General features: G+C 61.1%; 10 protein-coding genes and 3 pseudogenes. 8 read left to right on the top strand and 5 right to left on the bottom strand.

The features are described from left to right. The first annotated feature begins 844 nt into the window (after positions 1 to 844). Positions 845 to 1,561 carry a ParA family protein gene (locus tag RG2_RS29910; RefSeq protein ID WP_033236865.1) on the top strand — a complete coding sequence of 239 codons (717 nt, stop codon included), beginning with the start codon at positions 845 to 847 and terminating at the stop codon, positions 1,559 to 1,561. Then, positions 1,561 to 2,493 carry a ParB/RepB/Spo0J family partition protein gene (locus tag RG2_RS29905; protein ID WP_033236866.1) on the top strand — a complete coding sequence of 311 codons (933 nt, stop codon included), beginning with the start codon at positions 1,561 to 1,563 and terminating at the stop codon, positions 2,491 to 2,493. Before RG2_RS29910 ends, RG2_RS29905 begins: the two co-directional genes overlap by 1 nt. Positions 2,494 to 3,503: 1,010 nt before the next feature. Here the strand turns inward: RG2_RS29905 and RG2_RS29890 are convergent. Continuing rightward, a pseudogene (locus tag RG2_RS29890) lies at positions 3,504 to 3,854 on the bottom strand (IS3 family transposase); the annotation flags it as partial. A 219-nt stretch (positions 3,855 to 4,073) separates the two neighbouring features. Here RG2_RS29890 and RG2_RS29885 point away from each other — a divergent pair. Both RG2_RS29885 and RG2_RS29880 read left to right on the top strand, forming a co-directional pair. Further along, a pseudogene (locus RG2_RS29885) lies at positions 4,074 to 4,829 on the top strand (hypothetical protein); the annotation flags it as partial. Positions 4,830 to 4,831: 2 nt separating this feature from the next. Next, positions 4,832 to 5,629: a hypothetical protein gene (locus RG2_RS29880; RefSeq protein WP_033236867.1), complete on the top strand. Its 798-nt coding sequence runs from the start codon at positions 4,832 to 4,834 to the stop codon at positions 5,627 to 5,629. A gap of 88 nt (positions 5,630 to 5,717) precedes the next feature. Here RG2_RS29880 and RG2_RS29875 read toward each other — a convergent pair. Both RG2_RS29875 and RG2_RS29865 read right to left on the bottom strand, forming a co-directional pair. Next, positions 5,718 to 6,098, bottom strand: a pseudogene (locus tag RG2_RS29875) (transposase); the annotation flags it as partial. Between the two features lie 422 nt (positions 6,099 to 6,520). Beyond that, complete coding sequence (locus RG2_RS29865; RefSeq protein ID WP_033236870.1) at positions 6,521 to 7,126, bottom strand: recombinase family protein; 606 nt, start codon at positions 7,124 to 7,126, stop codon at positions 6,521 to 6,523. Between the two features lie 176 nt (positions 7,127 to 7,302). Between RG2_RS29865 and RG2_RS29860 the strand changes: the two genes are divergently transcribed. Both RG2_RS29860 and RG2_RS29855 read left to right on the top strand, forming a co-directional pair. Continuing rightward, complete coding sequence (locus tag RG2_RS29860) at positions 7,303 to 7,635, top strand: hypothetical protein (RefSeq protein WP_072782819.1); 333 nt, start codon at positions 7,303 to 7,305, stop codon at positions 7,633 to 7,635. Further along, positions 7,632 to 8,357 (top strand): DUF6036 family nucleotidyltransferase, encoded by a 726-nt coding sequence (locus RG2_RS29855; RefSeq protein WP_174557387.1) that lies wholly within the window; start codon positions 7,632 to 7,634, stop codon positions 8,355 to 8,357. Before RG2_RS29860 ends, RG2_RS29855 begins: the two co-directional genes overlap by 4 nt. A gap of 499 nt (positions 8,358 to 8,856) precedes the next feature. On the opposite strand, the gene RG2_RS29850 is transcribed toward RG2_RS29855, so the two are convergent. Beyond that, on the bottom strand, positions 8,857 to 9,405 hold the full coding sequence (locus RG2_RS29850) for a TetR/AcrR family transcriptional regulator (RefSeq protein WP_072782817.1): 549 nt from the start codon (positions 9,403 to 9,405) through the stop codon (positions 8,857 to 8,859). A 97-nt stretch (positions 9,406 to 9,502) separates the two neighbouring features. On the opposite strand from RG2_RS29850, the gene RG2_RS29845 reads away from it, so the two are divergent. After that, positions 9,503 to 9,919: a nuclear transport factor 2 family protein gene (locus RG2_RS29845; RefSeq protein WP_033236872.1), complete on the top strand. Its 417-nt coding sequence runs from the start codon at positions 9,503 to 9,505 to the stop codon at positions 9,917 to 9,919. A gap of 70 nt (positions 9,920 to 9,989) precedes the next feature. Here RG2_RS29845 and RG2_RS31980 read toward each other — a convergent pair whose 3' ends face one another. After that, positions 9,990 to 10,127: a hypothetical protein gene (locus tag RG2_RS31980; RefSeq protein WP_155276701.1), complete on the bottom strand. Its 138-nt coding sequence runs from the start codon at positions 10,125 to 10,127 to the stop codon at positions 9,990 to 9,992. Positions 10,128 to 10,395: 268 nt separating this feature from the next. On the opposite strand from RG2_RS31980, the gene RG2_RS29840 reads away from it, so the two are divergent. Then, complete coding sequence (locus tag RG2_RS29840; RefSeq protein WP_230590419.1) at positions 10,396 to 13,155, top strand: helix-turn-helix transcriptional regulator; 2,760 nt, start codon at positions 10,396 to 10,398, stop codon at positions 13,153 to 13,155. Positions 13,156 to 13,243 lie beyond the last annotated feature (88 nt).

Raw genomic sequence — 13,243 nt, 5'->3', positions numbered from 1 at the left:
TTCCCCTGGGAGTCACGCGGTAAACCACGGGGGTCGAGCGCTTCGCCGGATAGAGCGGAGTGGGGGAGTTTACCGCGGTAAACCGGCACAGTCGGTGCTAGGAAATCGGAGATCGCCCTATCGCGAGAAATGGGGGCACTGAGCTCCGTCCTCTTGATCGCGTATGTGTGCAAACCTGTACCGTACTCCGGTTCGTAATCACGGATATAAATCGTGGCGCGCTTTGTAGCGCGGTGCAAGATATAGGAATGAAGGGCCAACTGCCAGATCGCATATAGAAATTGTTCGGCTTGGTAAAACCAGTAAACATATCGTCACTGTGACGTAATGGCCGGTGGTGAATGATCGCCAATGAATCAGGGCGGGTGTGGCGAATTTTGTCTGAGCGCTTCGGAGCTGAAAGACATAGTCGATTGCGTGAATCGCCTTGTAGCAGAGTATCTTTCGATAAGAAGTTAGGTTGATAGGTCAATCCCACACAGTTACGGCGCCGGTGAGCAATCAGACTTGTTCTCCACTGTGAGATTGCGGCAACCGGTCTGCCGCAACTGGGGTTTGCCCGTGCAGATTGTTTCCACGTTCGACTGCTCCAGTAGTGCAGAACTGTTGAATGGCAGGTCAGTTGGCCTCCACGTGTGTTGGCAGTAAGTGGATCGCGAGCGCGTTCGACATCTGTTGCCGCGAAGCTCTTTGTGGCTTATGGTGATTGCCGCATGTCGATTTACGGATTCACGTGCGGACCCCGTAGAGTGAACTTGACACGCCCGCTGCTTCGAAGTGGTTGCGGCGGCGAAAGTCCGAAGTAGCTCCCCTTATTGGGGAGCGAAGTATACGGAGGTTATATATGGCTGTGCACGTGGTTTTGAATCAAAAGGGTGGAGTGGGAAAATCCACCCTGACAATGAATCTCGCGGCGGTGAAAGCTCACGCGCTGACCGGTGATGCGGATGTCGAATCGCCTGTGGCGGCGATCTCGGTTGACCCTCAGGGATCGGCAGTGTGGTGGGCCGATCGTGTCGAAGGTTCCGGCAACGAACTTCCCTTCAAAATCGCTCAGGCACATGACAATCCAAAGATTCTGAGCCAGCTCAACAATCTTCCCGGTATCAGTCACGTCTATGTTGACACACCGGGGTGGATCGATTTCTCCAGCAACGGCGACGGTGCAGACTCTTTGGGTGTCGGCGCGTCCGGTGACGCACTGCGCGCAGTCCTCTCGATTGCTGATTTGGTCATCGTTCCGATCGAACCCGAGCCGCTGTGCTTCGACCCGACGGCTCGCACGATCAAGAAGGTCATCGAGCCCCTCGGCAAGAAGTTCGTTGTCGTTATCAATAACTGGGACCCGCGAGATGGCAAGGTTGATCTGGAGCAGACTCGCGCGTTCGTCAATGCTCACGGTTGGCCGCTCGCCCGGACTGTGGTGCGCCACTACAAGGTTCACACACGTGCGGCTGCGGACGGCCGCGTGGTGACCGAATACGACGCCAATCGCGTTTCTCTGCAGGCCCGCGAAGATTTCTACAAACTGAGCCTCGAGTTGGAAGCTGGTGGACACTGATGGCGCGCAGGGGCGGCAGGATCGACTTGGCGTCGCTGGCCGGTTCCGTCGGCGACAACTCTTCCGTCGATAGTAAGCCTGTAACGCCCGCGAAAACCACACCCGCAGGCGTTCCTTCCGATGCCAGCACGTATATCGATGGTCAGCTCCTCGCGAATGTTCCCTTAGGGGAGTTGGTCGGCAACCCACGTAACCCGCGGCGCCGGATCGGTGACTTGTCAGATCTGTCGACGATCGCCGAACGGCAGCTCCAACCAGGCGTCGCCATCACCAGGGCGACCTGGCTGAAGATATTTCCTGCTGACGAAAAGCTCATCGGTGCAGCACGTTACATCGTCGTCAACGGTAACCGGCGTCTTGCGGCGTCAAAAGAATTCGGCCGCACAGGCATGGACGTCGTTGTCCGCGACAGTATCGCAACGAGCTCAGAATCGATTCTCGAAGCCGCGATCATCGAGAACATCGGCCGCAGCGATTTCGATGTCCTGGAAGAAGCAGAAGCAGTCCAAGCGCTCGTTGCCGAGTGCGGCAGTGCCGACGCCGCAGCCCAGCGACTCGGTCGTTCCAAAGGTTGGGTATCGCAGCGCCGCGCGTTACTCAAGCTTTCTCCTGAACTTCAGGAGAAGCTTCGCGGGGGAGAGATCGCCATCAGATTGGCACGTTCCCTCGCGCAGGTCCCGCTCGAAGGTCAGGTCAAGGCCTGGCGCGCCGCGCAGGAGCGTGCCGAAAAACAGTCTGCGCAAGAGGAATCGAAGGAAACAGATCCGCCCACCGAGACTTCAAGCAGTAGCACAATTGTTACGGCCAAGGCTGTCCGTTCACTGCGTTCGCTCCGTAAGGTCGGTGTAAATCCGGAAGTGCTGGCGAAAGCCTTGCGCGAGATTTACACCGACGAGGAACAGCGTTCACTGCGCGATGCACTCGGGCAATAACAGCACGCGATTCCTGTAATTCTGGCTGATATTCTTGCCGTGGCGAGCCGATGTCGATGGTCATCGGTTTTTCGCGTCAACACCTGTCAGCGAACATATTTCGACACCAACACGGTCGTAACCAGCGGAGTCGATGGCTGGCATCGGTGATTGGTAGAGATCATGGGGTGGAAGGACGGAGCACGTCCGTTTTAGCATGCCGGATGTACTCGGCTCGCGTGTATTGAAAGGTGCGGCATACAAAGTAGATTCACGCGAACGCGCGAGGCATCTCGACGATGCCGCACTCCTGGCCTGCGCGATGGAGGACCTGGAGGTGGAGGAGTCGCGATGGAAGGATCTGACGGAGGGACGCATACAGATTGTGTACGCGGAATTCGAAGATCCCTCGCACCGATCGTGGCTTGCCTTTCGGGATGCCTACCGTACTCATAGTCACGATTGCCTGAGGATTTTGTCGTCTAATCCTCAAACCGTTCAGCGTCGCAAGGATTTGGGTCGAAAGTAGCCGCTAGGTTTCTCGCCATGCCCCACGTTTTTCGCGCTGGTTGGGGGGTGCTGAACGCCGAGCATATGTCGGCGCGAGTGCGGCGTGCCCGGGGTGTTGCCGGTCCGAGCGCCGCAGGAGGTCAAGCGCTGACCCACTTGGTGCGCACAGTATCTCGGTGTTCTGCTCGGTCCCACGCCCGCTCGCACCGGAGCAGTTGTCGTCGAAAAGAACGACGGATTACGCCAAGCAGCGATCGATGCGGGCCGGACGCCTCCGTCGGATCGAACGTTGCGGCGTGGGCGCAGCAGGGACCCATCCCCCACCCCGGAGGTTTTCGAGCATGCCCAACGCCGGGCTGCGATCGAGCGTCTCGGAGGAATCGATGCTGTCGCACAGAAAATCGGCCGTTCCAGATCTGCAGTGTCCAGTTGTAGGTCGGGGGAGACGAACAAACTGCGTGCCGATGCGAAGAAGAAACTCAAAAACGTCAAAGCCCGCGACATCATGGACTGTGCCGGCGGTCGTCGTGGACCGCTGGCCCCGTTTTCCTGTTTAGTCCCTTCTTCTTCGCGAACACCGATCAGAGATGTTCCTGCGGACACAACCGAGCGACACGGTTCTCGCCGACGATGATGCCTCGGTTCGGTAATTCGTCGGCGATGAATCGGTATCCGAAAGCTGGGTCGTCGGTGTGAATGTCGTAGGCGGCGTTGATCAAATGCGCATCGTCCCAATCCTTTTGTGTCACAGGGCTGGCACGCCATCTATGGAACGCCTGAGTTGAGAAACTGAGCATCTGGCACGGCACCGTGACCGGAAATCCACCTGTGGCGAGGTCGCGGACCATCGGGAACAGCATTTTGGGAGAAGGAAACCTGGGCCTTGGCCCAAGACCTGACACTAGATCGGTCAGACAGCATTTAATGCACCTGCCGCTTGAGTGCATCCGCGCGGAACTTATAGTCCGAGAGCATTATTGGTGAAATTTCGAGTCGTCCAGTCTTGTGTGCCGTGGCGTAATGCGAATTAGATGTCTCGGAGGTGCAGCAGAGAAGCGAGTCTTCGAGAGCAAGAACGGCAAAGCACGCCTGGCAAACCCCGCCACCTGAGTGGCGAGAACGCCATCAGCGCAGCAGCATCGGGTGTCAAGGGTGCACCGTTCGGGTTGCGGCGCATCACGCTGCCCGCCGGCAACTCGCTGGCGTTGCCCGCGAAACTTCCCCTCCCACACCCGCATATGCTCGCCGATCAACCAGTGCAGACGTGGGTCACATCCGTCAGCCTCGACAGCTTGCAAGCCCCTGTTGCGGACGGCGGTATTGGCGCCGAACTCGACGATCTCGACATCACCGAAGCCTGGGTGTACCCGGAGCAGGGCCGCGCCCTCGACAAATGGGCAAAGATCTTGCGTGAGGGCCGCAAAGTTGCGGTCGATACCGGTGACATCGCGATGAAGCGGTTCCTCGGTGCCTGCTATAAGGGCTACATCGGGCGAATGGTGAACCCGGACATGTGGACTGCCAAGCAGATGCAGCACCATCGCCAGCCGCTCTGGCGTGCGTCGATCATTGCGCATTGCCGCTGGCGTGGCCGCCGGGTCGCGATGCGCATTGCACGCGAGAGCGGGCGGTGGCCGGTGCGAACGGTGACCGACTCCTGGGTCTACATGCTCGGCGAGGGAGAGGACATTGCCCATGACAGTGATGCGCTGGGCAAAATGTCCGTGGAGAAACGTACTACCCTCAGCGAAGCAATGATCGACGCGTTCAGCAAGGCGGACGACACCCACGAGATGAATCTCGTCATCAAAGACGCATTCACACCACGCGACGACGAAGGGCAGTAGCGATGGCCCTACATCTCCCAAAACCCCGATCGAAAAAACCCGTCCAGCAGGCGGTCGGACTCGACGGGCTGAAAGTGTCCGTCGCCAACGCCGCAACCAGCGGAGTCAAAAAGTCCAAAACCGTCAAAACCGGAGGCTTGGCCGGGCTGACCAGCAAAGTTACCGTCAGGCAGATCCGCACACAGATCGGCAACGACGGACTACGTCAAGCCGCGGTCGACGCCGGCCGCACACCACCGTCGGATCGCACCTTGCGCCGGTGGGCACAACAAGGCCGCATCCCGCACGTGGACGTCGCTGAGCGGGCGCAACGCCGCGCGGCGATCGAGCGTCTCGGCGGTATCAGCGCAGTAGCGAAGAAGATCGGCCGCTCGCCGTCCGCTGTCTCTCGGTACAGGTCGGGAGCGACGAATGAGCTGCGCGCGGATGCGAAGAAGAAACTCAAGAAAGTCAAAGCCGACGACATCATGACGCGCGCTGGCGTTCTGCGCCCGGACGGTACCCCCAAGAAGGCAACCATCCGCGTCAAGGGTGGTGTCTCGGTACGCAACGGATCGGAAGAGGGATACGACTATCGCGTTCGCACATTGGATTTCGCGAACTCGGATGTACCGTTCACGGCGGAGGAATCGCGCGAACTCGCTGCTGCTCTCGCCAACGACGACAACGCCCGCGTGGTCGCATTGCTCGAGCGACATGCCACACTGGACTATCCCGAAAACAAGGGATTCGATCGGTACAGCAACGATTTCGGCTTCCATTTCGACTCGATCGAGTCCGTCCACATCGACTGGAATTAGCCGCCAGCGTTAGTTGTTCGACTGAATGGCACCGGCGAGTCCGGAGACTTTGATGTACCCCGAGTTTCGTGGAGTCGTCATATTGACTTCAGGCTACGGGTTGACGTGTGAAGTGTACGTTCTCGAACTCGATCGGTGTCAGCATCCCGAGGGCACTGTGCCGACGTTGGCGATTGTGGAAGATCTCGCGGTACTCGAACATGGCGTTGGCCAATTCGATCCTCGTTTTCCATCGTTTCCGATTCAAGAGCTCGGTTTGCATTCTGCCCCAGAAAGATTCGATCACGGCGTTGTCATAGCAATCGCCGATCGATCCCATCGATGGAACCAGACCCGAGTCGTGCGCCCGGCGGGTGAATGCCCAGGACGTGAACTGCACTCCGTGGTCCGAGTGAATGAGTGTGCCGGGTGTCGGGCCTCGATTGGAAATGGCCATTCCCAGAGCGTTTGTCACCAATGTCGCTGTCTGCGAACGGTACCCGAGTCTGTGATGTACACGTTTCCATCGGAATCGACATCTATGGCGCTCGGGTAGTCGAGGCCCTCGAACGATAGGACGTCAGCATCCCCGGTACTGGGTCCCGCACTGCAGCCAGCCAAAGTCGAGATCGCGACCGCTGCAGCAGTCAGGAATGCCGCGCGGTGAAGAGACACGTTCGAGAGCGTTCGGGCGCGAATCATGAAGGTACTCCTGTGAGGTCGAGTGGCGACCTCAGATGACCGCCGGGATGACCTTACGGGCCTCAGTACCTGAAACCGACCAAGCCGCCCGAAGTGGAATCCGATAGTCGGCCTCGGCCAGTTCCAGACAAACACCTTGGGATAACAGGGTGCTGCCGCGACACCGCTGACGCGATGCCTTGCCCTTTCACAATGTGCTGGTGACGTCAGTTAAGTGGTGGAGCTGGAGTCGGGTTCCGAGCGTAGGTTCTTCTCGCGTGCGACGTATTTGTAGACACCGGGTTTGCTGAGGTTGAACATTTTTGCCAGCTCCGCAATGGAATGCTCGCGCCGAGAGTGCAGGTCGAAGAGTTTTGCTTGCTGCTTTGCGTCGAGGAGTGGGGTGCGGCCGGCGAAGCCGCCGGTGGCTTTGCGGCGAGCGTTTCCTTCCATCGTGCGCAGATGGATCAGGCCGGTCTCGAACGTGCTGAAGGTTTTCGAGAGCATGTCGAACACGGTTGCTCCGATGGGGTCCTTCGGGTCGTGGACTGTGCCGGCGAACATCAACAGCACGTCCCGTTGTGCGAGGTCCGTGGCGATTTCGCTGAGGTCGGTGACCGACCTAGCCAGCCGTTCGAGCGTCGTGACGACGAGGGTGTCCCGAGCCGAGAGAGCGGACAATGCAGCTGTCAGTGCAGGTCTGGGCCGGTCTGTCCCGGTCAGACCGTGGTCGATATGGATGGAGTCGGCATCGACGCCGAGTGCGACGAGTGCAGCGCGTTGGCCTTGCTCGTCGCCGTCCATCGACGAAGCGCAGCGTGCGTATCCGATCAACATTCCACTATCGTATTCTACGAATAGACCTCTGTATGTATTACATGGTGAGTGGGGCGGATCGGGCAGAATCTGACCGAAGGCGTTCCGATGACCGTGCCCAAGTCCGCGAAACAGATACACTGATCGAACAACTTACCTGGTCAACACTGGTCCATCGAAGATGGAGGGAGTCGCAGATGTCCGCAGTCCTGTCGAAAGTCGTCCGGAAGAAACTCGTACACGAAGCGGTCCTGGACAAGATTGACCGCGAACACCTCTCGATCAACACCGACAAGGTGCGCGCCAGATTGCAGACCAACCGTGAGCACGTTCACGGGAACATGCTCCGCAAGTGCCTGGACCAGTGGGAACGCATCATCGCGGACAACGACATCGACACCGTTCGCAAGATCAGCGTCTCCGATACCGAGACCGACCGTGAGATGCGAAACATGTCGCCCCTGTCGGTGTTGTTGAGCGAGAGCGAACGCCTGCGCGTACTCGACCTTCTCAAGAGAACTCGCGAGTGAAACGAAGCGACCTCGAAAAAGCAGTTATCGCTGCGTGCGGGTGGGTGGAGGAATCGCAGGTGGTGATCTTCGGGTCTCAATCGGTACTCGGAAGCTACGACGAAGCCTCGCTGCCGGAAGAAGCTATACGTTCGATGGAAGTCGACATGATTCCGGCCAGCGCTTTCACCACCGGCGCCGATGTCACTGAGAAGGTGAGCACGCTCAACGTCTGGGTAGGGGAGGACTCGCCGTTTCACCTTCGCCACGGCGTTTATGTCGAGGGGATCCACAGGGACACCGTGGTCCTTCCCCGCGGCTGGGAGAACAGGCTCGTTGCCTTCACTGCCAGCGGAACCGGTGACGCTCAAAACTACGGGCGCACCGGACTGTGCCTGCACCCGATCGACCTGTGTGTCTCGAAACTGATTGCAGGCCGGGAGAAAGATCACGAGTTCGTCGGAGCGTTGATCCGCGACAACATCATCGACCCTGCCGAGGTTCTCGATCGGATCGACAAAGCCGGTATCGACTGGTCGAGAGGCTATCCCGACAACCGCGATCTTGCCGTCTCCCGGGCGCGGAGCTGGCTCCAGTCCCAGCAGACACCGGCCGCCGAGGATTACAGCGACATCGCCCGAGCGTTGTCGACGGTGTCCCGCTCTCACCCGCGCACGATTCGCGAGCACCTCAACACCAATTCCTCAGGCACCCAAGACAAACCAGGGCTGCGGCTGCCATGACATCACCGGGCACGTTCCACTCCAACCACGTGTCGATGACGAGCTTCAATACCTCAGGCCGAAGGCGTTTGGTCTTTTCGATGTCAACGACTCGGTCCTTGACCTTCGCAACCCACTCGGACGGGAATGTACGGCAAGCGTTCGCTGATCCGAGCAACCCGCACCGGGGACTTTCGGAGTTCGCTGGCCGGGAAGGAATCAATCAGCGACAACATCTGGCGGGAGGTCGGCGCTAGAGGCTTCCCGGCGATTCCCCAGTTCAGAACCTTATTTCCTGCACTTTCATCACATGGGCAGTCCTTGTTCGCGAAGTCGTGCCGGATCTGTCACAGCAGATGCCTTGCCAAGTGCCCGGGGTCGGGCGGCGCAGCCTCATCATCTTGGTACTCGGCCTCGGCCTCGGCCTCGGCGGCAAGCGGCTGGCTGGTCCGTCACGTGACGAATGGCTACGGAACCGACTGTGCCTCGGCCGATTTCAAGGTGCCGAGCTTCTGCGTTGTCAGTGGCCCCGAATGGGCAGACATGCGCGCAGAGCCAGGTCGCATACTCGACGTAGCTGGTCCTCGTCGGCGCCGTCGCGGGCGTAGGACGACAACCCGACGAGAAGGGCCTGTGTGAAGGCGGCCAGGGTCTCTGGGTCGACGGACGACTCGCTGTCGGACACTTTCCGCAACTGGTCCGCCGTGATCGCTCGGTTCCGGCCGCGGTTCCCACTCAACTCGGGCTCGGTGTTGACGAGGCAGCCACGCGGGTGTTCCTGGCTCGGATACTCCTTCGTGGCGCGGTCGAACATCGCCCGCAGCACCTCACGTTGCGTTGTTCCGGTACCACCTGCGGTGGTCACCGACTCAGGACTGGCCTCGTAGCGCGCGACGGCCTCGTCGAAGAGTTCACGTTTGCTCCCGAATGCCGCATACAGGCTGGGTGGCCCTATGCCGAGCTCATGTGTGAGGTCAGTGACGCTGGTCTGCTCGTAGCCGCGCTCCCAGAAGAGGAGCATCGCCTTTTCCAGAGCGGCATCTCGGTTGAAGTTGCGTGGGCGTCCCATACCCGGATTTTATAGCGGACGCTACGGATGTGATAACTTTTTGTATCGATCACTACATAACTGTGATCGGGAACCCTGATTAGAAACGAGACGCCCCATGGCTGCCACCACACAAACCACAGCAGAAACGACCGAAGCCTTCCTGACACGGCTCGGTGCGCAAGACGCAGTAGGACTGGGTGAACTGTTCGCAGAGGAGATCGACTGGTTCGTACCCGGAGACCCGGCGCTGGCACCCTGGGTCGGTCAGCGCTCGCGCAAAAGCGAAGTCCCCGAATACTTCCGCGCACTGTGGGCAGTGCTCGAACCGGGCAAGAGTGTCGTAGGGGTCGAGGCCGTGGTCACCGACGGCGACGAGGCCGTCATCTTCGGTGCATTCGACCACGTTGCAGCCCCAACTGGGCGACCCTTTCATACCGATGTCGCACTGCGCCTGACCGTGTCGGCCGGAAAGATTACCCGCATGCACCTCTTCGAAGACACCGCCGCGACAGCAGCGGCATTCACGGCCTGAGGGCACCGGTAACCACTAGGAAGTGCGGCTAGACGCGGCCGGCTGGCGGGTGCACCCGCCAGCCGGCCTCTCAATGACGAGCAGGGGCATCAGCCCAACCGCGTAGCGACGATGCGCGGTCGTGTCCGTCGCGCGGAGGCGTCGTCTGACCGCCGAGGTTGCCTCGGCCGAGAACATCGTCGGCGATGTACTTCGAGTATTTGTGCACAGCACAGCGGTGACAAACCCGTCTGCATAGCTGCCGCAACGGCGGTGGTTTCAGTGGCGGAGCCGCGAGGGACCTGGCACCGCTACCTGAGGGTGTCCGTCGCATCGTCATGGTGCGCAGTACATCCGTGATGCGGTTTGATACCGCCTTCTGGCTCGGTCGCAGGGTGCTGTTAGTGAAATACTTTCTTCTTGATTGTGTGACTGATCGTGCTGCTGTTTCGCGCAGCAGGCAGGGGCCACAACGAATACGAGATGGGACAACATTGGTGAGGGTAGGCGTCGACCCGACCGGACTGGTAGGTAGAGACCGCGAACTTGCCGAGCTCACAGAGTTCGTAGGCAGGGCGTCGACGGATGGAGCCGCCGTCCTGCTCACCGGAGAGCCGGGAGTGGGGAAAACCGCGCTCCTGGACGCGACCGCTGACCTTGCCCTCGCGAAGGATATGCGGGTCATCCGCGGCAGTGGCGTCGAACATGAAACGGACATCAGCTTCGCTGGTCTCCACGAACTCGTCGTCTCGCTATCTCGCGAGATCAACGGTTTGCCCGATGCCATGAGAGAGGTCCTCAAGGTCGCGCTCGGTCTCGGCATCGGCCACACACCCGACCGGATCGCTGTACTGAACGCGGCGCTATTGCTATTCATCGAGGCCGCGAAAGAGCAACCGCTACTCGTCATCGTCGACGATCTTCATGTCTTCGACGACGCGAGCCGATCCACGTTGTCGTTCGTCGCCAGGAGGCTCGCCGGCCGCCGAATCGGACTGCTCGGAGCCTGGCGCACCGAGACCGATGACTTGTTCCAGTCCCTCGGCCTCGCCGAACTCAAGATCGCGCCGCTCAACGACACGGACGCACTGAACTTGCTCTCCAGGAGTTTCGTTCATCTACCTCCCCGAATCCTGCGGACGGTGGCAGGGGAAGCGCAGGGGAACCCACTCGCACTGCTCGAGTTCGCCGGGGCCACCAGTGCGTCCGGCGCCAGGGACCTCCGTGGATCGGGGTGGACGAGCGGGCAGGGCCGAGATGTCCGCGCTCTCTATGCCCTCCGCGTCGCGCGACTACCTCAGAGAACCCGCGACCTACTCCTGCTCGCGGCTCTCGAGGGCTCCGGTGACCTCGGTCTCCTCGCGGCGGCCGGCGGTCCGAGCACCCTGGGCAGGCTCGCTCCTGCCGAACGTGACCATCTCCTCAAAGTCACTGAAGACGGTCGCACCGTTCGATTTCGGCACCCGCTGGTCAGGTCCGCCGTGGTCGACGCCGCAACCGGAGAGCAGCGGCGCAGCGCGCACCACCGCTTGGCTGACGCGCTGATTGGGCAACCGGAACGCCGCGGTGACCACCTCTCCCGAGCCACGACGGTGCCCGACGAGGGGGTGGCCTTGGTCGTGGAGACCGCGGCACAGAGCAGTCTGCAGCGCGGTGACGCTGCCGGCGCCGTCGCTCGTCTGCGGCGAGCTGCCCAACTGAGTCCAGACCCTGGGAACCGAACGCGCCGCCTCTCCCGAGCGGCCTACCTCGCCGCATGGGTGGCGGGCCATCTGGATACCTCACACGAGATCATGCGCGAGATGCACGGGGATCCGGCGCCGTCACCGACAACGGCCGCAGCCGCAGCCTTTCTCGTGCTCGTCACCGAAGGCGATGCAGATACCGCCCACGCGTTGTTGATGAAGCTGATCGAAGAGGCCCTGGTCCCGTCCGACCCGCCGCGTGGCGAACTCGAGACTGCACTCTTCACCCTGACCCTCGCCAGCCACTACTCGGGACGCGACGAACACTGGCAGCCCCTGATCGAGATTCTCAGACAGCTTCCGGACGATTCGCCCGCGGCAGCAGTGTCCGTGGCCCGCATTCACTATGCTCCAGGGGCCGTCACTGACGACATGCTCCGTCGACTGGACCACGAGATCTTGCGACTGAAAGACCAGACCGATGCCGACGTCGTGATCCGCACTGCCCTGGCCGCCTCGTACCTCGACCGGCTCCCAGGCTGCCGCGAGGCTGTTTCTCGCATTGTCGGCGATGACGACGCGATGGGAGCGAGCATGCCCGGAATGATGTTCGTTGCTCTGGACGACCTGTACCGCGGCCGGTGGCAGTCCTCGGCCGACGCTGCCGCAGAGCTCATCGTGCTGTGCGAGGAGACGGGCTATCGCCTGTTCGGTCAAGTCGGCCGCTACGTCGCGGCGATGGTCGACGCCCAGCGCGGGGATCTCGATGCGTGCCGTGCCCACTGTCAGGACATCTGGAGCTGGTCCGGGCCCAGGGGACTACGGCGGTTGGAGAACTGCGCTCACCAGGCTGCGGCCCGCGCTGCCATCGGCGCCGCTGACTTCGACACAGCCTTCCGGCACGCTACGGCGATCTGTCCACCTGGCTCGCTGCCGCCCTTCAACCCCGAAGCCCTCTGGTCCGCAACGGATCTCGTCGAGTCGGCACTGCGCACGGGGCACAGTGCGGAGGCGCGGCGGCACGCCGACGCGCTGCGTGCGTCGGGTGTCGCGCGCCTGTCACCACGATGGGCGCTGAGCGTGGCGACGGCTACAGCTATGACGTCGGAGCCCGACGACATAGTCCAGCGGTTCGAGGAGGCGCTCGCGCTGCCAGGTATCGAGCACTGGCCGTTCGAGGTAGGCCGTGCGCGTCTGGCGTACGGCGAGGAGCTGCGCAGGCGAGGACGCACCCGTGACGCCCGGACACAGCTGAAGGCTGCCTGTGACCAATTCGGGAGGGTCGGCGCCCGGCCCTGGGAGGCACGGGCGAAGGCCGAGCTCCGCGCCACCGGGATGACACGCGTCTCCCGCGGCAAAGCCGGCACAAGCCTCACACCACAGGAGATGGAGATCGCTCGGCTCGCAGCGACGGGGCTGTCGAATCCCCAGATCGCGTCGCAGCTCTTCCTGTCGCCGCGGACGGTCTCGTCACATCTCTATCGGTTGTTTCCGAAACTGGGGATCACATCCCGTGGCGCCCTCCGAGACGCCCTCGAAGCTCTTCCACCTGAGCCGCCGACCACCCGATAGTGGGTTCCACGGGCGGGGCGTCCGGCTGCAGCGGATCGCACTTGAGTAAACGGCCATGAAATGGCAGTCAACTGACCGAAGCTGTCAC

The organism is Rhodococcus globerulus NBRC 14531, from assembly GCF_001894805.1.
Classification (GTDB): domain Bacteria; phylum Actinomycetota; class Actinomycetes; order Mycobacteriales; family Mycobacteriaceae; genus Rhodococcus_F; species Rhodococcus_F globerula.
The sequence above is the reverse complement of the archived record's forward strand: the minus strand, read 5'-3'. Positions and strand labels throughout refer to the sequence as shown.